Source organism: Nonomuraea solani (assembly GCF_900108335.1).
In the GTDB taxonomy this organism is placed as follows: Bacteria; Actinomycetota; Actinomycetes; order Streptosporangiales; family Streptosporangiaceae; genus Nonomuraea; species Nonomuraea solani.
This window is the reverse complement of sequence record NZ_FNVT01000005.1, coordinates 338,897-362,818: the sequence shown is the minus strand read 5'-3', so window position 1 is coordinate 362,818 and position 23,922 is coordinate 338,897. Positions and strand designations below refer to the sequence as shown.

The window sequence follows — 23,922 nt, the reverse complement described above, 5'->3', positions numbered from 1 at the left end:
CGCGGCGGGTTGACACGGCGGCGGCCGGAATTTTGCTGATCACCGACGCAGACCGGCCGGTCGCTCCCCGTGTGGGCGCGACGGGAGGCCGCTCGCGTTGTAGCTGGTAGCCCCTGGTACTGTGTGTCCCGACCAACACCCTTTTAAGACCCGTCCCGTGAGGCGGGAAAGGTGGTGAGATTCGCCATGTCCGATTCCCGGGCCGTTCTCGAGGCCCCGGACATCCACCGGGCCCTGACCCGCATCGCGCACGAGATCCTCGAGCGCACCAAGGGCGCCGGTGACGTCGTCCTCCTCGGCATCCCGACTCGCGGCGCCACGCTGGCCCGCCGGCTCGGCGACCGCATCGAGCGGTTCGAAGGCGTCAAGATCCCCGTCGGCTCGATCGACATCACGATGTACCGCGACGACCTGAGGCGCGGCCCCGCCAGGCCGCTCGGCCGCACCGAGCTGCCGCCCGACGGCATCGACGACAAGGTCGTGGTGCTCGTCGACGACGTCCTCTACTCCGGCCGCACCGTCCGCGCCGCGCTCGACGCGCTCAACGACCTCGGCCGCCCCACCGCCGTACAACTGGCCACGCTGGTCGACCGCGGCCACCGCGAGCTGCCCATCCGCGCCGACTACGTCGGGAAGAACCTCCCCACGGCCAAGAGCGAGAAGGTCAAGGTCTACCTCCAGGAGATCGACGGGCGCGACGCCGTGCTGCTGATGAAGGGAGAGGCCGGGTGAACCGCCATCTGATCTCCGCGGGCGACCTCGCCAAGGACGACGCCCTGCTCATCCTCGACACCGCCGAGGAGCTGGCGAGGGTCTCGGAACGTTCCATCAAGAAGCTGCCGACGCTGCGCGGCCGCACGGTGGTCAACCTGTTCTTCGAAGACTCCACGAGGACCCGGATCTCGTTCGAGGCGGCGGCCAAGCGGCTGTCCGCCGACGTGATCAACTTCTCGGCCAAGGGGTCGAGCGTGTCCAAGGGCGAGTCGCTCAAGGACACCGCGCTCACCCTGGAGGCCATGGGCGCCGACGCGGTCGTCATCCGCCACGGCGCCTCGGGCGCGCCGCACCGCCTGGCCAACTGGGTACGCGGCAGCGTCGTCAACGCCGGCGACGGCACCCACGAGCACCCCACGCAGGCGCTGCTCGACGCCTTCTCCATGCGCCGCCGCCTGGGCGGGCTCGAAGGGCGCAGGGTCACGATCGTCGGCGACGTGCTGCACAGCCGGGTCGCCCGCTCCAACGTGCTGCTGCTGCACACGCTCGGCGCCGAGGTCACCCTGGTCGCGCCGCCGACCCTGCTGCCCGTCTCGATCGGGACCTGGCCGTGCGAGGTGTCCTATGACCTCGACGCGGTGCTGCCCAAGTCCGACGTCGTGATGATGTTGCGGGTGCAGAAGGAGCGGATGAACGCCGCGTACTTCCCCAGCGAGCGCGAATACTCACGGCGCTACGGCCTCGACCGCGACCGGTTCGCCAAGATGCCGGACGAGGCGATCGTCATGCACCCCGGGCCGATGAACCGGGGCATGGAGATCGCCGCCGAGGTGGCCGACTCGGCCCGCTCCACGATCGTCGAGCAGGTCGCCAACGGTGTGACCATCCGCATGGCCGTCCTGTACCTGCTCCTCGGGGGAGAGATCGCGTGATCATCAAGAATGTCCGGATTTTGGGCGGCGAGCCGGTGGACATCCGGATCTCCGGCGGTGTGATCGCCGAGATCGGGCAAGGGTTCGAGGGGGAGGCCGTCGAGGGCGGCGGCGCGATCGCGCTGCCCGGGCTCGTCGACCTGCACACGCACCTGCGCGAGCCCGGCCGCGAGGACGCCGAGACCGTCCAGACCGGCACCCAGTCCGCGGCCCGCGGCGGCTACACCGCCGTGCACGCCATGGCCAACACCTCGCCCGTCGCCGACACCGCCGGCGTGGTCGAGCAGGTGTGGCGGCTCGGCCGCGAGTTCGCGCACTGCGACGTCCACCCGGTCGGCGCCGTCACCGTCGGCCTGGAGGGCAAGCAGCTCGCCGAGCTGGGCGCGATGGCCGACTCCGCCGCCCGCGTGCGCGTCTTCTCCGACGACGGCAAGTGCGTGGACGACGCCGTGCTCATGCGCCGCGCCCTGGAATACGTCAAGGCGTTCGACGGCGTCATCGCCCAGCACGCCCAGGAGCCCAGGCTCACCTCCGGCGCCCAGATGAACGAGGGCGTCATCTCCGGCAGGCTCGGCCTCACCGGCTGGCCGGCCGTCGCCGAAGAGGCGATCATCGCCCGCGACTGCCTGCTGGCCGCCCATGTCGGCTCCCGGCTGCACGTCTGCCACGTCTCCACGGCAGGCTCGGTCGAGATCCTGCGCTGGGCCAAGTCCAAGGGCTGGAACATCACCGCCGAGGTCACCCCGCACCACCTGCTCCTGACCGACGACCTGGTCGAGGAGTCGCCGGTGGGCGCGTACAACCCGATCTACAAGGTCAACCCGCCGCTGCGCACCCGCGCCGACGTCGAGGCGCTGCGCGCCGCGCTGGCCGACGGCACGATCGACATCGTCGCCACCGACCACGCGCCGCACCCGGTCGAGGACAAGGAGACCGAGTGGTCGGCGGCGGCCATGGGCATGGTCGGCCTCGAGACCGCGCTCAGCGTCGTCCAGGAGGCCATGGTGGAGACGGGCCTGCTCGACTGGGCGGGCGTCGCCGAGCGCATGTCCGTCGTGCCCGCGCGTATCGGCCGCCTGGCCGGGCAGGGACAGGCGCTGGACGTGGGCGCACCGGCCAACATCACGCTCTACGACCCGTCCGTGCGTACCAAGGTCGACCCCTCCGCCTTCGCGTCCAAGAGCAGGAACACCCCATATGAGGGGATGACGCTGCCGGGCCGGGTCACGGCCACGTTCCTGCGCGGCAGGCCGACCGTTCTCGAAGGGAAGCTGGTTTGAACGACAGCTCTGCCGACGTCGGCTCCGCCGACGTGGCAAAGACCGAGCCGCGCGGCGGCACCAAGTTTTTCGGGGGGCACTTGGGGGGCGAAGCCCCCCGAGGAGCGGTGCTCGTCCTGGAGGACGGCCGTGTCTTCCACGGATCCTCCTACGGCGCCGGCGGTGAGACGTTCGGCGAGATGGTCTTCAACACCGGCATGACCGGCTATCAGGAGACCCTCACGGATCCGTCCTACCACCGGCAGATCGTCGCCATGACGGCGCCGCACATCGGCAACACGGGCGTCAACGACGAGGACCCGGAGTCCCGCCGTGTCTGGGTGGCCGGCTACGTCGTGCGCGAGCCGTCCCGCGTGGTCTCCAACTGGCGGGCCGACCGCTCGCTCGACGACTACCTCAAGGAGCAGGGCGTCGTCGGCATCGCCATCTCCGGCACCCGCGCGCTCACCCGCCACCTGCGCGAGCGCGGCGCCATGCGCGCCGGCATCTTCAGCGCGCCGTCCGAGCCGGTCGAGGACCTCGTCGAGCGCGTACGGCGAGCGCCCCGCATGGAGGGCGCGTCCCTGGCCGCCGAGGTGACCACCACCGAGTCCTACGTCGTGCCCGCCATCGGCGCCAAGCGCTTCACGGTCGCGGCCGTTGACCTGGGCATCAAGGGCATGACGCCGCACCGGATGGCCGAGCGCGGCTGCGAGGTGCACGTGCTGCCCGCGGACGCCACGTTCGAGCAGATCATGGCGGTCGGGCCCGATGGGGTGTTCCTGTCCAACGGGCCGGGCGACCCCGCCACCGTGGACGTCACCGCGCTCCAGAGGGTGCTGGGGGCCGGGCTGCCGTTCTTCGGCATCTGCTTCGGCAACCAGATCTTCGGCAGGGCGCTGGGGCTGTCCACGTACAAGCTGCGTTACGGGCACCGCGGGGTCAACCAGCCGGTCCAGGACGTACGCACCGGCAAGGTCGAGATCTCGGCGCACAACCACGGGTTCGCGGTGGACGCGCCGCTCGACGGGCCGTTCGAGACCCCCTACGGGCCGGCCGAGGTCAGCCACGTCAACCTCAACGACCGCTGCGTGGAGGGCCTGAGGCTGCTCGACGGGCGGGCCTTCAGCGTCCAGTACCACCCCGAGGCCGCGGCCGGGCCGCACGACGCCGCTTACCTTTTCGACGAGTTTTGCGAGGTCATGAGCCGTGCCCAAGCGTGAGGACATCAGGTCCGTCCTGGTGATCGGGTCGGGGCCGATCGTGATCGGCCAGGCGTGCGAGTTCGACTACTCCGGCACCCAGGCGTGCCGCGTGCTGCGGGCCGAGGGGTTCCGCGTCATCCTCGTCAACAGCAACCCGGCGACGATCATGACGGACCCCGAGTTCGCCGACGCCACCTACGTCGAGCCGATCACCCCCGAGTTCGTCGAGAAGATCATCGCCAAGGAGCGGCCCGACGCGCTCCTGCCCACGCTGGGCGGCCAGACCGCGCTCAACACGGCGGTCGCGCTGCACGAGTCGGGGGTGCTGGAGAAGTACGAGGTCGAGCTGATCGGCGCCGACTTCGACGCGATCCAGGCGGGCGAGAACCGCGAGCGGTTCAAGGAGATCGTCGCCAAGGTCGCCCGCGAGCACGGCCTCAACGCCGAGTCGGCCAAGTCGGTCATCTGCCACACGATGGACGACTGCCTGGCCGCCGTGGGCGAGCTGGGCTACCCGCTGGTCGTGCGGCCCTCGTTCACGATGGGCGGCGTCGGCTCCGGGTTCGCGTACAACGAGCAGGACCTGCGGCGCATCGCCGGCGCCGGGCTCGACGCGTCCCCGACCACCGAGGTGCTCCTGGAGGAGTCCATCCTCGGCTGGAAGGAGTACGAGCTCGAGGTCATGCGCGACAAGGCCGACAACGTGGTCATCGTGTGCTCCATCGAGAACATCGACCCGATGGGCGTGCACACCGGTGACAGCGTCACCGTCGCGCCCGCGCTGACCCTGACCGACCGCGAATACCAGAACATGCGCGACGTCGCCATCGCCGTCATCCGCGAGGTCGGCGTCGACACCGGCGGCTGCAACATCCAGTTCGCGGTGGATCCGCGCTCCGGCCGCATGATCGTCATCGAGATGAACCCGCGCGTGTCGCGCTCCTCGGCGCTGGCCTCCAAGGCCACCGGCTTCCCGATCGCGAAGATCGCGGCCAAGCTGGCCATCGGCTACACGCTCGACGAGATCCCCAACGACATCACCAAGGAGACCCCGGCCTCCTTCGAGCCGACGCTCGACTACATCGTGGTGAAGGTGCCGCGGTTCGCGTTCGAGAAGTTCAGGGGCGCCGACCAGACGCTCACCACGCACATGAAGTCCGTGGGCGAGGCCATGGCCATCGGCCGCTCCTTCCCCGAGGCGCTGCAGAAGGCGCTGAGGTCGCTGGAGAAGAAGGACTCGTCCTTCTCCTGGGTGGGTGACCTTTCGGACAAGGCAGAACTGCTGGACGCGTGCCGCACCCCGCACGACGGCCGGCTGCGCACGATGCAGCAGGCCATCAGGGCGGGCGCCACGCCCGGGGAGCTGTTCGAGGCCACGAGCGTGGACCCGTGGTTCGTCGACCAGCTCTTCCTGCTCCACGAGGAGGCCGAGGCGGTCGCCGCCGCGCCCGAGCTGACCGCCGAGGTGCTCGAACACGCCAAGCACCTCGGGTTCAGCGACGTGCAGATCGGCGAGATCCGCGGCATCGACGAGGCCCGCGTGCGCGACCTGCGGCACGCGCTCGGCCTGCGCCCGGTCTACAACACCGTCGACACCTGCGCCGCCGAGTTCGCCGCGAAGACCCCCTACCTCTACTCGACCTACGACGAGGAGAGCGAGGTCCCCGCCGGGGAGCGGCAGAAGGTCATCATCCTCGGCTCCGGGCCCAACCGCATCGGGCAGGGCATCGAGTTCGACTACGCGTGCGTGCACGCCTCGTTCGAGCTGTCCAGGGCCGGGTTCGAGACCGTCATGGTCAACTGCAACCCCGAGACCGTCTCGACCGACTACGACACCTCCGACCGGCTCTACTTCGAGCCGCTCACGCTGGAGGACGTCCTGGAGGTCGTGCACGCCGAGCAGCAGGCGGGCCCGGTCGCGGGCGTGATCGTGCAGCTCGGCGGGCAGACGCCGCTGGGGCTCGCGCAGGCGCTCAAGGACGCGGGCGTGCCCGTGGTGGGCACCTCGCCCGAGTCCATCCACCTGGCCGAGGAGCGCGGCGCGTTCGGGCGGGTGCTGGCCGAGGCCGGCCTGCCCGCGCCCAAGCACGGCACGGCGCTGACCGTCTCGGAGGCGCTGGAGATCGCCGAGGAGATCGGCTACCCCGTCCTCGTACGGCCCTCGTACGTGCTCGGCGGCGCTGGCATGGCCATCGTCTACGACGACGAGACGCTCACCACGTACATGGCGGCTCAGGAGGGCGGCCACCCGGTGCTGGTGGACAAGTTCCTGGACGAGGCCATCGAGATCGACGTCGACGCGCTCTACGACGGCGAGGAGCTCTACCTGGGCGGCGTCATGGAGCACATCGAGGAGGCCGGCATCCACTCCGGCGACTCGGCCTGCGCCCTGCCGCCCCTCACGCTCGGCGGCGCCGACATCAAGCGCATCCGCGCCGCCACCGAGGCCATCGCGGCCGGGGTGGGCGTGCGCGGGCTGCTGAACGTCCAGTACGCCATGTCCGCCGGCGTCCTCTACGTGCTGGAGGCCAACCCGCGCGCCAGCCGTACCGTGCCGTTCGTGTCCAAGGCCACGGCGGTGCCGCTGGCCAAGGCGGCGGCCCGGGTGATGCTTGGCGCGTCGGTCGCCTCGCTGCGCGAGGAGGGCATGCTGCCCGCCGAGGGCGACGGCGGGACGCTGCCTCTCGACGCCTCCATCGCGGTCAAGGAGGCGGTGCTGCCGTTCAACCGGTTCAGGGGCGTGGACACCGTCCTGGGGCCGGAGATGCGCTCCACCGGCGAGGTCATGGGCATCGACGAGTTCTTCGGGATCGCCTACGCCAAGTCCCAGGCGGCCGCCTACGGTCAGCTTCCGACCAAGGGACGCGCGTTCGTGTCCGTGGCCAACAGGGACAAGCGTGCGATGATCTTCCCTGTGAAGGCTCTGGCGGATCTCGGATTCGAGATCCTGGCCACCGAGGGGACCGCCGAGGTGCTGCGCCGCAACGGCGTCCATGCCAAGATCGTGCGAAAGCACAGCGAGGGGACGGGTCCCGGAGGTGAGCCCACGAGCGTGCAGGCCATTCTCGACGGCGAGGTCGATCTGATCGTCAACACGCCGTTCGGCAGCCCGGGGCAGTCGGGGCCGCGACTCGACGGCTACGACATCCGCACGGCCGCCGTGCTGCGCGGCATCCCGTGCATCACCACGGTCTCAGGGCTCGCCGCGGCGGCTGCGGGCATCCAGGCGATCGTGCGCGGCGACGTCGGCGTACGGTCGCTCCAGGAGCACGCACAGGCACTCCGGGGCTGACCCCGCACGGGAGGTGAAGACGTCTGGCCGGCACTCCGGTGCAGGTGACGGGCACGGTGCTGACGACGCGCCGGGTCGACGCCTACCATGCGCTGACGGTGGTGGCGCCCGGCATAGCCGAGCGCTACCGCCCCGGTCACTTCGTCTCCGTGGCGGTCGGCGGATCGCACACGTCGATGGTGACGCGCCGCGCGTTCTCCATCCACGACGTGAAGTCCGACTACGGCGGCACGGTCGAGCTCGTCTTCACCACCGGCGGGCCCGGCACGTCCTGGCTGGCCGAGCGGCGCGCCCGTGACACGCTCGACCTGGTCGGGCCGCTGGGCCGGCCCTTCCCGCTGCCGCGCGACCCCGTGCACTGCGTGCTCGTCGGCGCCGAATACGGCTCGGCCGTGCTGTTCCCGCTGGCCGACGCGCTGCTGGAGCGGGGCTGCCGGGTCGACTTCGTGCTCGGCGGGTCCGGGGCCGAGCGGGTGTTCGGCGCGATGCGGGCCCGCAGGATGGCCGAGACGACCACGCTGACCACCGAGGACGGCTCGCTCGGGCTGCGCGGCAAGGTCACCGACGCGCTGCCGTCGGTGATCGCCGACACGCGGGCCGACGCCGTCTACGCCTGCGCGCCCATGGAGACGCTGCGGGCGGTGACGGCGGTGGCGATGGAGTTCGACATCCCGGTGCAGGTGGCCGTCGAGGAGTCGATGGCCTGCGGGATCGGGGTGTGCATGACGTGCGTGCTGCCCGTCATCGGCGACGACGGGGTGACCAGGATGGTCAGGGCGTGCGCGGAGGGGCCGGTGTTCCGGGGGGAGCGGGTGCGGTTCGAGGACGTGGGAACGATCCCGTTCGACGCGCTCGGCGCCCCCGGGGGCGGTGCACGACATGTCAGTTGATATGCGTACATTTCTGGCGCACGTGGAACTCACGAACCCCATCACCACCGCTGCCGGCTGCGCCTCATCGGGGCGGGAGCTGGCCCAGTTCTTCGACCTGCACCGGCTCGGCGCGCTGACCACCCGCTCGATCACCATGGCCCCGCGCGCGGGACGGCCCACGCCGCGGATGGCCGAGACGCCCTCGGGCATGCTCAACGCCGTCGGGCTGCAGGGGCCGGGCATCGACGCCTTCCTGGAGCGCGAGCTGCCCTGGCTGGCGCAGCGGGGCATCAAGACCATCGTCTCGATCGGCGGTGGCACCGTCGCCGAATACTCCGAACTGGCCCGCAGGCTCGCCGACGCGCCCGGGGTCACCGCGCTGGAGGTCAACCTTTCCTGCCCGAACATGGAGGATCGCGGGCGCGTGTTCGCGCGCGAGGGCAGCCACGCCGCCGAGGTGATCGCCTCCGTACGCTCCATCATGCGCTACGACGTCCCCGTCATCGCCAAGCTCGCCCCCGACGTGGCCGACATCGTCTCCGTCGCCCGGGCCTGCGTGGACGCCGGGGCCGACGCGCTATCCATGATCAACAATCCGCTGGGCATGGCCATCGACACCGAGGCGCTGCGCCCCTCGCTCGCCGCCGTCACCGGCGGGTTGTCGGGGCCGGCGATCCTGCCGCTGGCCGTCCGGTGCGTCTGGCAGGTCCACGCGGCCCTCCCCGGAGTGCCCCTGATCGGCATCGGCGGCGTGATGACCGGCAGGGACGCCTTCCAGCTCGTCCTGGCGGGCGCCTGTGTGGTCGGTGTGGGCACGGCGCTGTTCCACGACCCCTATGCCTGCCTGCGCATCGAACGCGAGCTGGAGGACCTTCTGAGGGCTCGCGGCTTCCAGCGGCTGGCCGACGCCGTCGGCCTGGCGCACCGCCCGCCGGGGAGCGCTCCCCGGCACCTGCTCGTCGATTCCGAAGAAGGCACATCTTGACCCAGGAGAGCACGTCTTGACTCCCGCACCCATCGCCGTCGCCCTCGACGCCCCCGACCTGGAGACCGCCGCCCGATGGGCCGCCGTGGTGACGCCGCACGTCAGCACGGTCAAGGTGGGCCTGGAGCTCTATCTGCGCTACGGGCCCGACGTGATCGCCTCGGTGCGGGGCGCGAGCGGCGTGCAGGTGTTCCTCGACCTCAAGCTGCACGACATCCCCAACACCGTGGCGGGCGCCGCGCGCGCGGTGGCCCGGCTGCGGCCCGCGATCCTCACGGTGCACGCGGCCGGCGGGTCCGCGATGATCAGGGCCGCCGTGGAGGCCGCGCCGCACACCAAGATCGCCGCCGTGACCATCCTGACGTCCCTGACGGAGGCGGACCTGGGTGAGATCGGTCTCGCCGGGCCCGCCGACGACGCCGTGCGCCGGCTGGCGGCGCTGTCGGTCGAGGCGGGGGCGACGGCGCTCGTGTGCTCGCCCAACGAGGTGTCGGCGGTGCGGGCGGAGGTGGGGAAGGAGATCACGCTCATCACGCCCGGCGTGCGGCCCACGGGGGCCGCGACGCAGGACCAGGTGCGTGTGGCGACGCCGGAGCAGGCGCTGGCGGACGGGGCGGACCTGCTGGTGATCGGCCGCCCCATCACGGGCTCCCCGGACCCGGGGGCCACCGCCGCCGCCATCGCCGCCTCGCTGCGCCGCGCCGGCTGACGTTTTTCACGGCGATTCGGCTTTTCTCGGTTCGGCGCTTTGATTGTTCTGCGGCGTTTTCTGGTGGTGTTCTTTCAGCGGCGCCGTGGCATTTCTCCTGCGATGGCATTATTCGCCGGGAACATCCTTTACGGCATGCCGGCATACCCGCACGCGCCGACGCCGGTTCCCGTCCGTCATGGCCGGTCGTGAAGGCTCACGTGGCGCTCGCCGTGACGAAGCGCCCAGTGGGCCCCGGCCGTGGCGAACCGCCGCCCTGGCCCTTGTTGCGGCCGTCGTGAGCCGTCACCTTTGGCCCCGCGCGTGGTCAACGCTCACGTCGGCCTCGGTCGTCGTGAGCCGTCAGGCTCGTTCGCAGGGACACCTTGACCATCGTCACCCCCGCCGTCCTCGCCGGCCGGACGTCGTCGCATGGGCGACTGTGGTCCGTTCGGCCGCTTCGGTGGCCTGGTTTGTCAGAGGGGTGTCTGACAGCAGTCAGGCGGGTGCCTTGGAACGTGCCTCGCTCCCAAGATCATAAACCATCTTCGCGGCCCTCGCGCACCCTTCGGGATTCCGGTTTCGGCCCTGGTGCGGAGGGGGTTTCGGTCATCGGTCGCTGGCGGGAATGTGATCATCGATGCGTTTCACGACACCGGCGCGCGCCGACGCGCGAAGGCTGAAGTGAGGGCGATTTGATCAGCACAATGTGATTTTACAATCACGCAGAGTGATGAAGTGGATTTTGTGAGGAGAGAAACCGCGCTTGACGTTGCTTAGGGGGCGATGACCAGCTAGTTTCCCTTCCCGTCCGAGTACATCGACAGAAATTCGAGGTGACCCGGCGTGGCTCTTCCTCCCCTGACCCCTGAGCAGCGCGCCGCAGCCCTGGAAAAGGCTGCCAAGGCCCGTAAAGAGCGTGCCGAGGTCAAGAACCGGCTTAAGCATGGCGCGGTTTCTCTGGCTGAGGTGCTCAAGGATGGGCAGACCGACGACGTCATCGGCAAGATGAAGGTGTCGGCTTTGTTGGAATCGCTCCCCGGCGTGGGCAAGGTCCGCGCCAAGCAGCTCATGGAGCGGCTTGCCATTGCCGAGTCCCGCCGCGTGCGGGGTCTCGGCGCGAACCAGAGGGCCTCCCTCGAGCGCGAGTTCGGTGGCAACGAGAGCTAATCTCGGTTCCACACGAAAGCGCAGGTTCAACAGGGGGTAGGAAGTGACCGACAGGTCCTGGTCCGGCGAAGTCAATGCCTATGAGGCGGTCGGATCGGGGAAGGAGGTCGGCTTCCCGCCCTTGAGCGAAAGGCGGCTGACGGTCCTTTCAGGGCCGTCGGGCGTCGGTAAGTCCACGGTCGTCGCCGAGCTCCGGCGGGCACACCCCGCGGTGTGGCTGTCGGTCTCGGTGACAACCAGGAGGCCCCGGCCCGGCGAGGTCCACGGGGTCCACTACTACTTCGCCGACGGCGAGGAGTTCGACCGGCTCGTGGAGTCGGGCGAGCTGCTCGAATGGGCGGAGTTCGCGGGCAACCGCTACGGCACGCCGCGCGAGCCGGTGCTGAAGAAGCTCGCCGACGGCGTGCCGACGCTGCTCGAGATCGACCTCGAAGGCGCCAGGCAGGTGCGGCGCAGCATGCCGGAGGCGCTGCTGGTGTTCCTGGCCCCCCCGAGCTGGGAGGAGTTGGAGAAGCGGCTGCGCGGGCGCGGCACCGAGCCGGAAGACGTCATCACGCGCCGGCTGGAGGCCGGGCGGATCGAGATGGCCGCTGAATCGGAGTTCGACCTCACTTTGGTGAACACGAGTGTCCAAGACGTGTGCCACCGGCTGATAGCCTTGATGACTGACCCTCAGGGGGTCATCACAACCACCAATCGAGAGGTCTGACAATCGTGGCAGGCACCACCCCGGCCGCGGAGGGCATCACCAACCCGCCGATCGACGCGCTGCTCGACATCGTCGACAGCAAATACTCACTGGTGATCATGGGCGCCAAGCGCGCTCGCCAGATCAACGCCTACTACTCCCAGCTCGGCGAGGGCCTGCTGGAATACGTCGGGCCCCTGGTCGAGACGCACGCTCAGGAGAAGCCGCTGTCCATCGCGCTGCGCGAGGTCTCCGAGGGCCTGCTCAACGCCGAGCCCATCGAAGGCGCGGTCTGACCCCTTCGATGAAGGTCGTCCTGGGCGTCAGCGGCGGCATCGCCGCTTACAAGGCGTGTGAGCTGCTGCGCCTGTTCACCGAGTCCGGGCACGAGGTGCGGGTCGTCCCGACCCGCGAGGCCCTGAAGTTCGTGGGCGCGCCCACCTGGGCCGCCCTGTCGGGCCACCCCGTGTCGGCCGAGGTGTGGGACGACGTTCACGAGGTGCCCCACGTGCGGATCGGCCAGCGGGCCGACCTCGTCGTGGTGGCGCCCGCGACGGCCGACGTGCTCGCCAGGGCGGCGCACGGGCTGGCCGGCGACCTGCTCACCAACACGCTGCTGACGGCCAGGTGCCCGGTCGTGTTCGCGCCCGCGATGCACACCGAGATGTGGCAGCACCCCGCCACCGTCGCCAACGTCGCGACGCTGCGCGAGCGGGGCTCCGTCGTGATCGACCCGGCCGTGGGCCGCCTCACCGGCGCCGACACCGGGCCCGGGCGGCTGCCCGACCCCGCCGAGATCTTCCAGGTCTGCCTGCGCGTGCTGCGCGGCCGGCCGCGCGACCTGGCCGGGCGCAGGGTCGTCGTCTCCGCCGGCGGCACCCGCGAGGCCATCGACCCCGTGCGCTACATCGGCAACCGGTCCTCGGGGCTGCAGGGATACGCCCTGGCCCGTACGGCCGCCGCCAGGGGCGCCGAGGTGACGCTCGTGGCCGCGAACGTCAACCTGCCCGATCCCGCGGGAGCCAAGGTCGTGCGGGTGGAGTCCACGGCCGAGCTGCGCGAGGCCGTGCTCGCCGCCTGTGGCGACGCCGACGTGGTGGTCATGGCCGCGGCGGTGGCCGACTTCCGGCCTGAGACGCGGCACGACGCGAAGATCAAGAAGACGGACGGGGAGCCTGAGGCGATCCGCCTGGCCAAGAACCCCGACATCCTCGCCGAGCTCGGCGAACGCCGCCGGTCGGCGCGCGCGGACCGGGGCGTCGAGTCGCCCGGTGTCCGGCCTGAGGTGATCGTCGGGTTCGCGGCCGAGACGCACGACGTGATCGCCAACGGGCAGGCCAAGCTCGCTCGCAAGGGATGCGACCTGCTGGTCGTCAACCAGGTGGGGGAGGGGCTGGCCTTCGGCACGCCCGACAACGCCGCCACCGTGCTGGTGGCGGGCGGGGAGGCGGTCGAGGTGCCGTTCGGGCCCAAGGAGGACCTCGCCGCCGCCGTGTGGGACCTGGTCGCCGCCCGCCTGTCCTGAGACACCGAGACACTGAGACGCGCCCGTGCCTGTCCCGAGACGTCCGCGTCTGTCCTGAGACGCGCTCGCTCGTTCCGCTTGTCGTGAGCCGCGCCTGGCTGTCCTGAATGGGGCTCCTGTCCGTCTTCTGGGGTGTTGGCCTGGTGTGTTGCCGTCCGCTCGGCCTTTGAGACACCCGAAAGGTCCGTAAACGGACACCCGACCTGTAGTGCGTACAAAATGTGCAGAACCGATTACTCGATCACCTGTTGCGACATCCCCTCCCGCCTGCAGATACTTGGCTCAAAGGGGGATGGAATGCCGGTGGGTTCCGCTGTCAGGGATCGTTGTAGAACTTTGCTCGCCGACCAGGGGGAAATTCATTACGTCTTCCCGGCGTTCTGTACAGGGACGGCGGGAACAGGGAACTTCCTGATCGTGGTCACCGACTCGGCCGTGTCGGTGCTGGCCACCAGGACGCTCAGGAGCGATCGGCCGGTCTCGGTGTTCGCGGAGTTCCCGCGGCACACCAGGCTCGGCCCGATTCTGCCCGGACCCGTGCTCGAACTGGGCTCGCTGGTGTTCGAGTTCGACGAGGAGTACGCCGCCGTGGTGTCGGCCGCCGACGCGGAGATCTTCGCGCCGGAATTGCTGCCCCCCGACCCACTGCCCGACCTGTGAGGGGTGACAGATTGTGGACAGTTTCGCGACCTGGTGCCGGGTGGGGCTAGACTTCGGCGAGGTCCAGGCACACCCATCCGTCCCGGGCCTTACATACGTCAGCAGCCGCTGCATGAGGAGCCACTGAGTTGTCACGTCGCCTGTTCACCTCCGAGTCGGTCACCGAAGGCCACCCGGACAAGATCGCCGACCAGATCAGTGACGCGATTCTCGACACCATGCTGAAGGACGACCCCAAGAGCCGGGTCGCCGTCGAGACGATGATCACTACCGGCCAGGTTCACGTCGCAGGCGAGGTCACGACCGAGACCTACGTCGACATCCCCGGAGTCATCCGGGAGAAGATCCTGGAGATCGGCTACGACGCCTCGCACAAGGGCTTCGACGGAGCCTCCTGCGGCGTGTCGGTGTCCATCGGCGCGCAGTCGCCCGACATCGCCCAGGGCGTCGACGACGCCTACGAGCACCGCGTGAGCGGCGACGCCGACGAGCTCGACCGCCAGGGCGCCGGCGACCAGGGCCTCATGTTCGGCTACGCCTGCCGCGAGACCCCCGAGCTGATGCCGCTGCCGATCACTCTCGCCCACCGGCTGGCCCAGCGCCTGTCCGAGGTGCGCAAGAGCGGCACCGTGCCCTACCTCCGTCCCGACGGCAAGACCCAGGTCACGATCGAGTACGACGGCGACACGCCCGTCCGGCTCGACACCGTGGTCGTCTCCACGCAGCACGCCGCGGAGATCGACCTCAAGGAGATGCTGACGCCCGACATCAAGGAGCACGTGGTCGACCCCGTGCTCAAGGACGTCGAGATCGACACCGAGGGCTACCGCCTGCTGGTCAACCCGACCGGCCGCTTCGAGATCGGCGGCCCGATGGGCGACGCCGGGCTCACCGGCCGCAAGATCATCATCGACACCTACGGCGGCATGGCCCGCCACGGTGGCGGCGCCTTCTCGGGCAAGGACCCGTCCAAGGTCGACCGTTCGGCCGCCTACGCCATGCGCTGGGTCGCCAAGAACGTCGTCGCGGCCGGGCTCGCCGACCGGTGCGAGGTCCAGGTGGCCTACGCGATCGGCAAGGCTCAGCCGGTGGGTCTGTTCGTGGAGTGCTTCGGCACCGAGAAGCTGCCGGTGGAGAAGATCCAGGCCGCCGTCCTCGAGGTGTTCGACCTGCGTCCGGCCGCGATCATCCGCGACCTCGACCTGCTGCGCCCGATCTACTCGGAGACCGCCGCCTACGGGCACTTCGGCCGTGAGGGCTTCTCCTGGGAGTCGACCGACCGCGCCGAGGCCCTGCGCACCGCCGCCGGCCTGTAACCCGGGCTTCGATCGCCGGCCGCGGGGCTCCGAGGTGAGCTCCTGCGGCCGGCGATCGCGTGCCGGCCGGTCCTGATCACGGGTCCGGCGCCGCCGTGAGCCTGACCGGGCGGAATGCCGCCTGGTGGGTCGTGCCGTGACGCCCTTGTGCCGCGCCCTGAACAGCCGATCTTCGTTGAGGTCGCGGGCCCGTCCGGGAGGGCTTCGAAGGGTGGGCTCCGGGGGCGGCGGGGTCTGGTAGACCTTTTGCGTGACCCACTCCGACGACGCACTCCTGCCGCTCGACGCCGTGCGGCCCCCAGCGTCGTCGAAGGACACCAAGGGGGCTCCCGTCGCCGCCCCGGAGCGGCCGGTGGCGCGGGTCGCCGTGGACAGCCCGCTGCCGCACCTCGACCGCCTCTTCGACTACCTGGTGCCCGCCACCATGCACGAGACGGCAGAGCCGGGTGTGCGGGTCCGGGTGCGGTTCGCGGGCAAGCTCGTCGACGGGTTCCTGATGGAGCGGGCCGGCGAGAGCGATCACGAGGGCCGGCTGACCCCGCTGGAGCGGGTGGTGTCGCCCGAACAGGTGCTCACCCCGGAGATCGCCGGGCTCGCCAGGGCGGTCGCCGACCGGTACGCGGGCACCCTGACCGACGTGCTCCGCCTGGCCGTCCCGCCGCGCCACGCCAAGGCCGAGGCCGAACCTCCCCGGCAGGATCCCGAGACCACCGGACAGGCGGATGAGGCCGGGGCGAGCGCGTGGGACGCGTACCCGACCGGGGCCTCGTTCCTCGGCGCGCTGCGCGACGGGCGGGCGCCCAGGGCCGTGTGGTCGGCGCTGCCCGGCGCCAGGGGATGGGCCGGGGCGATGGCCGAGGCGGTGCGGGCCACGCTGGACGGCGGCAGGGGAGCGGTCGTCGTGGTCCCCGACGGCAAGGACGTGGCGCTGGCCGACGCCGCCTTCGAACGACTGCTCGGCCCCGGCAGGCATGTGGCGCTCACCGCCGACCTGGGTCCCGCCGAGCGGTACAGACGGTGGCTGAAGGTGCTGAGAGGCCAGGTGCGCGCCGTTGTCGGCACCCGGGCCGCCATGTTCGCCCCCGTCGCCGAACTCGGCCTGGTGGCCATCTGGGACGACGGTGACGACCTGCACGCCGAGCGGCTGGCCCCGTACCCGCATGCTCGCGAGGTGCTCGGGCTGCGCGCGCACAGGAGCGGCGCGGGGATGCTGATCGGCGGCTACGCGCGTACGGCCGAGGCCACCCAGCTCGTCGCCACCCGCTGGGCCAGGCCGATCGTGGCGGCCCGCACGACGATCAGGGGCCTGGCCCCCCGCGTGAAGCCCGCCGGCGAGGACGCCGAACTGGCCAAGGACCAGGCCGCCCGGATGGCCAGGCTGCCCAGCATCGCCTGGCGCGCGCTGCGGCAGGGCCTGGAGCGCGGGCCCGTGCTGGTGCAGGTGCCCCGGCGCGGCTATCTGCCCGCCCTGGCGTGCCAGCACTGCCGTACGCCCGCCCGCTGCGTCCTGCCGCCCACCAGGACCGCCCTCCAGGAGCCCGCCCACTCGATTCCGCTCGGGACCCCGGCGGGTGAGCCGGGCGACCTGTGTCACGGGCCGCTCTCGCTCAGGGGCGGCCACGCGGCGCCGTACTGCCGCTGGTGCGGGCGGGTGGACGCCGGCTGGCGGTGCTCGTCCTGCGGCAGCCCTCGTCTGCGTGCCGTGGTGACCGGCGCCCGGCGCACCGCGGAGGAGCTCGGCAGGGCCTTTCCCTCCGTACAGGTGCGCACCTCCGGCCGCGACGGCGTCCTGGCCACCGTGCCGGCCTCCCGCGCGCTGGTCGTCGCCACGCCAGGCGCCGAGCCCGTGGCGGAAGACGGATACACGGCGGCCGTGCTGCTCGACGGATGGGCGCTGCTCGGACGGGCGGACCTGCGGGCGGGCGAAGAGGCGGTACGCCGGTGGATGAACGCCGCCGCCCTGCTCCGCCCCGGCGCCGAGCTGGTGGTGCTCGGGGACGCGGGGCTGGCCGCCGTACAGGCACTGCTCCGGTGGGATCCGATCACCCACGCGGAACGCGAGCTCGGCGACCGCGCCGAGCTGGGGTTCCCGCCCGCCGTGCGGATGGCGACGCTCACCGGCGCGGCCGCCGCGGTCAGGCAGATGCTCGACGAGGTACGCCTCCCGCCCGACGCCCAGGTCCTCGGCCCCGTGCCCCTCGACGAGAACGGGCAGGAACGCGCCATGATCCGGGTGCGCCGCGCCGGCGGCGCCGCCCTGTCGGCCGCGCTCAAAGGGGCCAGTGGGGTACGTGCGGCGCGAAAGACACCGGATGTCGTGAGGGTGAGTGTCGACCCACTCGACCTGATTTAGACCGTTTCCCCGATTCGCTCATCCGTGGGCCAGCCGTTAGCGTGCCCCTGTGTCGATCGAATGGGTGAACCAGGCCATCGACGACCTGCGCGCTTGGGGGCGCGCGCGGGAAGTCGAAGTGGACGCGGACGAGGTCCGCCTGCTCTGCGACTACGCCAGCGACTACCTCAACGTCAATGAGCTGGGTGATTTCACTCCCGAGACCTTCGACGAGCTGCTGCTGTCGATCTATCCGCGCAAGGTCATCGCGCCGCCGGAGAGCGCGGCGGAGACCGTCGCAGCCGCCCGTACCCTCGTCGTCTATCTCCGCGAAACGGGCAAGGCGGACGAGCCGACGGCGGCTCGGATGGGCGAGCGGCTCGACGACATCGCGGCCCGCATGCCCGACGCGCTCGCCGACACGGCGAACTTCGGCATGGCCAAGAGCCTGTTCAGCTCGATCGGGCCCGAGTCGCTCGAGCAGGCGGTCGCCATCCCCTCCGGCGAGCTGCCCGACCTGGGCGAGGCGCCCTGCGACTGTCCCGGCTGCACGCCGCTGCCCGCCGTACGGCTGGCGGAGCCGGAGGAGCTGCTGGCCGCGCTGGAGTCCGTACCGATGCTGGAAGAGGACCCACTGCCCGGCGGCGAGCCGCTGAGCGACTGGGCGCAGCGCGTCGCCCGCGTGCTCGAACAGGACACCGGCGGCGCCGTCACCGGCTCGGCCGTGCTCGACGAGGGCCTCTACGACCTGTTCGACATGCTCTACCGGCTCCAGGTGCGCGTGCCCGTCACCGTCATCGGCGACTACCTCGACGAGATCGCCGGCGACGGCGAGATCGACCTGACCGCCGTGCTCGACCGGCTGGCCTGGTCCGGCCTGCTCCGGGTCGCCGGCGACACCGCGGAGCTCACACCGCTGGGCGTCTGGGCGCTGCGCGAGCACTATCTGGCGCTCGGGATCGAGGCCCCGCAGGCGCCCGACCTGGCCGAGGCCGACGCGCGCGGGCTCATCGAAGGCCTGCTCGAAGGCGTGCCCACCGAGCTCGCGGAAGACGACATCAGCCGCTGGCTGACCGGCAGGGCGCCCGGCGAGGCCGCCGCCGAGCTGCTCGCCGCCGCCTCGGGCGCGCCCGCCGTGGCCCGCGGCATCGCCATCACCATCGTCGACCGGCTCGGCGCCGAGGCCGAGCCCGAGGTGCGCGACCAGCTGGAGGACCAGGAGCTGCGGCCGCACGCCATCCACTGGCTGGCCGCCAGAGGGCTGCCCGCGCCGCAGCTCACCCAGGAGGAGCTGCTCTGGGTAAGCGTTGACATGCTCGCCCTCGCCATGCCCGCGGCCCAGGAGGACCCCGAGATCTTCGCCGAGAACATGGCCGCCTCCGGTCCGCCCGCCCATCTGATCGAGGAAATGTGGCGGGTCGATCATCCGGACGTCGTCGACGTGCTGGAGCTGCTCGGACGCTCCATACCGGACGGTACGGTGGCCAAGGCGGCGCGCAAGGCGGCCTTCAAAGCCCGGTCCCGGGCCATCCGTTGAGTACGCTCATGTGACCGGTGTGCAGTAAGTTTCGTGGGTGGCAAACAATGTCTTCGACCTCGCCGAGCTGCGCAAGCTGATCGATGAGCAGGCCGCCGTGCCTCCACGGTCACCTGAGGAGACTCCGGTGGAGCACGAGGCGCTGACCTTCCCGCCGATCCTGCCGGCGCCCGACGCCGAGCTGGCCAAGGCGGTGCCGCTGGTGCCGCTCGTGGCCGACGCGATCAAGCTCACGACCTGGACCGGCACCCGCCAGGTGGGCGCCGGCGGGCACCTGGCCGAGGCCGACGCGACGGCCGTGGCCGCGGAGCTGGGCCTGTCCGCCGCGCGGCTGCGCCTCGTCTGGATCGTGGCCGTCAACACCGGGCTGCTGCAGATCCTCGCCGGCCGGGTCTCCAGGGGCCCGCTGTCGATGCAGCTCACGGTCGAGGCCACGCTGGAGTTCTGGGACGGCGTGGTCATGGACGTGCTCGACCGCGCCGACGAGGGCCTGACCGGCTCGGCCGTGGTCGACGGACACCTGGCCGAGATGCTGGCCACGATCTACTCCGTGCGCTCCGGGGTCGCCACCGCCAACCTGGCCCGCGGCATCCTGCAGTCCCACGAGGTGGCCTGCGCGCCCGGCCCCGTCGAGATGCGCAGGATCGCCGCCGCGCTGCCTGCCGAGCTCCTTGAGGCGCTGTCGCTGCTGGCATACTGCGGGCTGGTCGAGCAGACCGCCGCCGGCCGCACCGCGCTCACCCCGCTCGGCGTCTGGGCCATCCGGCGCGACCTGCTGCGCGAGGGCCACGACGCGCCGACCGCGGCCGAGGTGGAGGTGTTCGCCGACCTGTCGGCGGCCGAGCTGGTCGAGGCCCTGGTCAAGGGGGAGGCCACGCAGAGCGCCGTGGCCGGCTGGCTGGAGCGCCGCTCGCCCGAGTCGGCCGCCCACGACCTGATCGAGATCGCCGCGTCCGGCACCGCCGGGCAGCGCGGGGCCGTCGGCGCCATCCTGGAGGAGCTGGGCCCCGAGGCCGAGGCCCCGGTCAGGCAGGCGCTCGAACACCCGCTGATGCGCCGCTACGCGGCCTCCTGGCTGCACATCCGCGACCTCGACGCGCCGACGCTCAGCTCCGAGGACCACACCTGGATCGCGGTCGACTCCCTCGCGGCCCTGATGCACCTGTCGGGCTCCGCCGCCGGGCGGCTCGACACGCCGGAGCCCGGCGAAGACCTGATCAAGCTGGTGGGCGAGATGCCCGCGGTGGGCCACCCCGACACGATCGCCGTGCTCGACATGCTCGCCACCGCCCACGACGACCAGGCCGTGGTGAAGGCGGCGCGCAAGGCCGCGATGAAGGCCCGCTCGCTGGAGCACGCGGCGGCGCACCGCCGGTAACGGCACTAAACTTGGCTCTTGAACGCTTGAGAAACGGAGTGACCCCCTTGGCGATCCAGTCGATCCGGCTGTTCGGAGACCCGGTGCTGCGCACCCCGGCGGCCCCGGTCGTCGACTTCGACAAGGAGCTTCGCAAGCTGGTCAAGGACCTCACCGACACGATGATGGACGCCCCGGGCGCGGGCCTCGCGGCGCCGCAGATCGGGGTCGGGCTGCGGGTGTTCACCTACTACGTCGACGACCAGCTCGGCCATCTGATCAACCCCGACCTCGACCTGTCGTCCGAGCTCGACGAGGAGGGCGAGGAGGGCTGCCTGTCGTTCCCCGGCCTGTCCTACCCGACGCCGCGCGCCGTCCAGGCCGTGGCCAAGGGCTTCAACGTCCATGGCGAGCCCGTCACGCTCGAGGGCACCGACCTGATGGCCCGGTGCTTCCAGCACGAGACCGACCACCTCGACGGCATCCTGTTCATCGACCGCATGGACCCCAAGCAGCGCAAGCTGGCCATGAAGGCCGTGCGCGAGGCGGAGTGGAGCGGCCTGTCCGCCCCCGTGATCAAGATGTCGCCCCACGCCACCGGCGGAAAGGCGCTCTGAGAGCATGCGTCTGGTCTTCGCGGGCACGCCCGAGACGGCACTGCCGTCGCTGCGCACCCTGATCGACTCGCCCCACCACGAGGTCGTGGCCGTCGTCACCCGTCCCGACGCGCAGTCGGGCCGGGGCCGCAAGGTCCACCCGTCGCCGGTGGCCGCGCTCGCGGAGGAGGCGGGCATCGAGGTGCTGCGCCCGCAGAAGGCCGGCGACCCGGCCTTCCTCGACGCGCTGCGCGCGCTGGAGCCCGACTGCTGCCCGGTGGTGGCCTATGGGGCCCTGCTGCCGCAGTCGGCGCTCGACGTGCCCCGGCACGGCTGGATCAACCTGCACTTCTCGATCCTGCCCGCCTGGCGCGGGGCCGCTCCCGTGCAGCACTCGGTCCTGCACGGTGACGAGATCGGCGGGGCGACGACGTTCCAGATCGTGAAGGAGCTGGACGCGGGGCCGGTCTACGGCGTCGTGACCGAGGAGATCCGGGCCACCGACACGAGCGGCACGCTGCTGGAGCGGCTGTCGGTCTCGGGGGCGGGGCTGCTGGCCGCGACCCTCGACGGCGTGGCCGACGGCACCCTGGAGGCGCGGCCGCAACCGGCCGACGGGGTGAGCCTGGCGCCCAAGATTTCGGTCGCCGACGCCCGCGTCGACTGGACCAAGCCCGCCATGCACGTCGACCGGCTCGTCCGGGCGTGCACGCCCAACCCTGGCGCGTGGACGGAGTTCCGGGGGCAGCGGGTGAAGCTGGGGCCGGTCCGGGTGGTGCCCGGGGAGCGGCTGGAGCCTGGCGAGATCGCCGCCACGAAGACCACGGTGCTGGTCGGCACCGCTACGGACGCGGTGGAGCTGGGCGAGGTGCAACCTCAGGGCAAGCGGCTCATGGGGGCCGGGGAGTGGGGCCGCGGGGTTCGCCCAGAGGGTAAAGAGGCCTTCAAGTGACCGGGCGTATCCGCGTTGCTCCGGACGGTAATATTGCCGCCATGGGCGGTAGCGAAGGCTCGAGGGGATGAAGACCCAGGGTGCCGGCGGCAGGGGCCGTGCACAGAGGCCGCGGCGACCGGCGCGCGATCCGGCGCGCAACGCGGCCTTCGATGTCGTGCGGGCGGTCGACGAGCGCGACGCGTACGCCAACCTGCTTCTGCCGCGCCTCCTTCGCGAGCGCGGCATCAGCGGACGCGATGCCGCGCTGGCGACCGAGCTCGCTTACGGGACGCTGCGCGGGCTCGGCACCTACGACGCGATCATCGAGACGTGCAGCGACCGCGCGCCCGATCCCGACGTTCGCGACGCCCTGCGGCTCGGCGCGCACCAGCTCCTGCGCATGCGCGTGCCGCCGCACGCGGCCGTCGGCACCACCGTCGATCTGGTACGCCTGCGCATCGGCCAGGGGGCGGCCAAGTTCGCCAACGCGGTGCTGCGCAAGATCGGCTCCAGGACGCTCGAAGAGTGGGTGCCCATCGTCGCGCCCGACCAGGCCGACGACCCGGTCGGCCACCTCGCCGTCGCCTATGGCCATCCCCGGTGGATCGTCTCCGCCTTCCGCGACGCCCTGGGCTCGGGCGGAGAGCTGGCCGACCTGCTCGACGCCGACAACGCCCGCCCCCTGGTGACGCTGGTCGCGCGGCCAGGGCGCAGCTCGGTCGAGGAGCTCGAGGACTCGGGGGCCATGCCGGGGCGCTACTCGCCCTATGCGGCATACCTGCGCGAAGGTGACCCCGGGCAGATTGAGGCCATCGCGGAGACGCGCGCCGCCGTGCAGGACGAGGCCAGCCAACTGGTGGCGCTCGCGCTGACCCGGGTGCCTGTCGGGGGCGATGGGGATGAGCTCTGGCTCGACATGTGCGCGGGGCCCGGCGGTAAGGCGGGACTGCTCGACGCCATCGCCACCTACGGCGACCTGGCCGGCCTGAGCGCCGAGTTCGATCGACGCGCCAGGGGCGGTGGGCCCGCTGAGGTCGAAGGACGGGCCGGCGGTCGTGCCGGGGCTGACCTTCCGGGCCACCAGGGTGGGGTCGATCACCCGGGGCACGATGGTGGGGTCGATCTCCCGGGCTCTGGAGCGGATTCTGGGCGGGCTTTTCCCGGTGGGGCCCGGGTGCTGGCCGCCGATGTGCAGTTCCATCGGGCGCGGCTGGTCTGGGAGACCACCAGGGACGCGGTCGTGGTGACCGCCGATGGCACCGAGCCGGCGTGGCGGCCGGGGGCGTTCGATCGGGTCATGCTCGACGCGCCGTGCACCGGGCTGGGCGCGTTGCGGCGCCGGCCGGAGGCGCGGTGGCGGCGGGATCCGGCGGGCATCGCCGACCTGGGGAAGCTGCAGCGGCGGCTGCTGGGCACGGCGCTGGACGCCGTACGTCCTGGAGGTGTCGTGGCCTACGTCACGTGTTCGCCGCACCTGGCCGAGACCAGGGTCGTGGTGGGTGACGTCGTGGCGCGCAGGGACGATGTGGAGCAGCTCGACGCCCGCGACTACCTGCCCGAGGTGGACGGGCTCGGCGACGGCCCCTACGCCCAGTTCTGGCCGCACCGCCACGGCACCGACGCCATGTTCCTGGCCCTCCTCCGCAAACGTCCCTGAGCCCCGCCTTGGCCACGGTCCCGCGTTGGCCACGGTCCCGCCCCGGGTCATGGTCCCGCGTTGGCCACGGTCTCGCCCCGGGTCACGGCCCGGCTCCGGGTCACGGCAGCGGGCAGGCTCGGCAACAGGCACGCCCGGCCGGGCCTGCCAGGTCTGGGGCCTGCCGGGTCTCGGGCCCGCCAGGTCCTGCCTCCGCTCTTCCT

General features: G+C 71.5%; 20 protein-coding genes. All 20 read left to right on the top strand.

From position 1 onward, the window contains the following. Positions 1 to 186 precede the first annotated feature (186 nt). The 20 genes from pyrR (at position 187) to C4V41_RS64295 (ending at position 23,719) form a co-directional block, all read left to right on the top strand. Positions 187 to 732: a bifunctional pyr operon transcriptional regulator/uracil phosphoribosyltransferase PyrR gene (pyrR, locus tag C4V41_RS21335; RefSeq protein ID WP_103957644.1), complete on the top strand. Its 546-nt coding sequence runs from the start codon at positions 187 to 189 to the stop codon at positions 730 to 732. Further along, entirely contained in the window at positions 729 to 1,646 is a 918-nt protein-coding gene (locus tag C4V41_RS21330) for an aspartate carbamoyltransferase catalytic subunit (RefSeq protein WP_103957643.1), read from the top strand. The genes pyrR and C4V41_RS21330 overlap by 4 nt, the downstream gene beginning before the upstream one ends. Then, positions 1,643 to 2,926: a dihydroorotase gene (locus C4V41_RS21325; RefSeq protein WP_103957642.1), complete on the top strand. Its 1,284-nt coding sequence runs from the start codon at positions 1,643 to 1,645 to the stop codon at positions 2,924 to 2,926. Before C4V41_RS21330 ends, C4V41_RS21325 begins: the two co-directional genes overlap by 4 nt. A gap of 107 nt (positions 2,927 to 3,033) precedes the next feature. After that, positions 3,034 to 4,128, top strand: a complete 1,095-nt coding sequence (gene carA, locus C4V41_RS21320; protein ID WP_235030315.1) for a glutamine-hydrolyzing carbamoyl-phosphate synthase small subunit — start codon at positions 3,034 to 3,036, stop codon at positions 4,126 to 4,128. After that, the gene (carB, locus tag C4V41_RS21315) at positions 4,115 to 7,402 is read left to right on the top strand and encodes a carbamoyl-phosphate synthase large subunit (protein ID WP_103957641.1); all 3,288 of its coding nucleotides are present in this window, start codon (positions 4,115 to 4,117) and stop codon (positions 7,400 to 7,402) included. The genes carA and carB overlap by 14 nt, the downstream gene beginning before the upstream one ends. A 23-nt stretch (positions 7,403 to 7,425) precedes the next feature. Further along, entirely contained in the window at positions 7,426 to 8,292 is an 867-nt protein-coding gene (locus C4V41_RS21310) for a dihydroorotate dehydrogenase electron transfer subunit (RefSeq protein ID WP_103957640.1), read from the top strand. Further along, positions 8,282 to 9,259, top strand: coding sequence for a dihydroorotate dehydrogenase (locus tag C4V41_RS21305; protein ID WP_103957944.1), 978 nt, complete (start codon positions 8,282 to 8,284; stop codon positions 9,257 to 9,259). Before C4V41_RS21310 ends, C4V41_RS21305 begins: the two co-directional genes overlap by 11 nt. A 16-nt stretch (positions 9,260 to 9,275) precedes the next feature. After that, positions 9,276 to 9,968: an orotidine-5'-phosphate decarboxylase gene (pyrF, locus tag C4V41_RS21300; protein WP_103957639.1), complete on the top strand. Its 693-nt coding sequence runs from the start codon at positions 9,276 to 9,278 to the stop codon at positions 9,966 to 9,968. Positions 9,969 to 10,793: 825 nt separating this feature from the next. Next, a complete protein-coding gene (gene mihF / locus C4V41_RS21295; protein ID WP_020541698.1) occupies positions 10,794 to 11,117 on the top strand; it encodes an integration host factor, actinobacterial type in 324 nt (107 codons plus the stop codon). Positions 11,118 to 11,238: 121 nt separating this feature from the next. Then, positions 11,239 to 11,826, top strand: coding sequence for a guanylate kinase (gmk, locus tag C4V41_RS21290; protein ID WP_103957943.1), 588 nt, complete (start codon positions 11,239 to 11,241; stop codon positions 11,824 to 11,826). Between the two features lie 5 nt (positions 11,827 to 11,831). Then, entirely contained in the window at positions 11,832 to 12,101 is a 270-nt protein-coding gene (gene rpoZ / locus C4V41_RS21285) for a DNA-directed RNA polymerase subunit omega (RefSeq protein WP_043638590.1), read from the top strand. Positions 12,102 to 12,109: 8 nt separating this feature from the next. Next, the gene (coaBC, locus tag C4V41_RS21280) at positions 12,110 to 13,330 is read left to right on the top strand and encodes a bifunctional phosphopantothenoylcysteine decarboxylase/phosphopantothenate--cysteine ligase CoaBC (protein ID WP_103957638.1); all 1,221 of its coding nucleotides are present in this window, start codon (positions 12,110 to 12,112) and stop codon (positions 13,328 to 13,330) included. Positions 13,331 to 13,747: 417 nt separating this feature from the next. Next, positions 13,748 to 13,990 (top strand): hypothetical protein, encoded by a 243-nt coding sequence (locus C4V41_RS21275; RefSeq protein ID WP_235030281.1) that lies wholly within the window; start codon positions 13,748 to 13,750, stop codon positions 13,988 to 13,990. Positions 13,991 to 14,118: 128 nt separating this feature from the next. Continuing rightward, a complete protein-coding gene (gene metK, locus C4V41_RS21270) occupies positions 14,119 to 15,306 on the top strand; it encodes a methionine adenosyltransferase (protein WP_103957636.1) in 1,188 nt (395 codons plus the stop codon). A 250-nt stretch (positions 15,307 to 15,556) separates the two neighbouring features. Next, positions 15,557 to 17,659, top strand: coding sequence for a primosomal protein N' (locus C4V41_RS21265; RefSeq protein ID WP_103957635.1), 2,103 nt, complete (start codon positions 15,557 to 15,559; stop codon positions 17,657 to 17,659). 49 nt (positions 17,660 to 17,708) lie between these two features. Then, the gene (locus C4V41_RS21260; RefSeq protein WP_103957634.1) at positions 17,709 to 19,175 is read left to right on the top strand and encodes a hypothetical protein; all 1,467 of its coding nucleotides are present in this window, start codon (positions 17,709 to 17,711) and stop codon (positions 19,173 to 19,175) included. A 37-nt stretch (positions 19,176 to 19,212) separates the two neighbouring features. Continuing rightward, on the top strand, positions 19,213 to 20,553 hold the full coding sequence (locus C4V41_RS21255) for a hypothetical protein (protein WP_103957633.1): 1,341 nt from the start codon (positions 19,213 to 19,215) through the stop codon (positions 20,551 to 20,553). Between the two features lie 47 nt (positions 20,554 to 20,600). Continuing rightward, positions 20,601 to 21,149, top strand: coding sequence for a peptide deformylase (gene def / locus C4V41_RS21250; RefSeq protein ID WP_103957632.1), 549 nt, complete (start codon positions 20,601 to 20,603; stop codon positions 21,147 to 21,149). Positions 21,150 to 21,153: 4 nt separating this feature from the next. Next, the gene (gene fmt, locus C4V41_RS21245; protein ID WP_103957631.1) at positions 21,154 to 22,080 is read left to right on the top strand and encodes a methionyl-tRNA formyltransferase; all 927 of its coding nucleotides are present in this window, start codon (positions 21,154 to 21,156) and stop codon (positions 22,078 to 22,080) included. A 67-nt stretch (positions 22,081 to 22,147) separates the two neighbouring features. Continuing rightward, entirely contained in the window at positions 22,148 to 23,719 is a 1,572-nt protein-coding gene (locus C4V41_RS64295; protein ID WP_103957630.1) for an RsmB/NOP family class I SAM-dependent RNA methyltransferase, read from the top strand. Positions 23,720 to 23,922 lie beyond the last annotated feature (203 nt).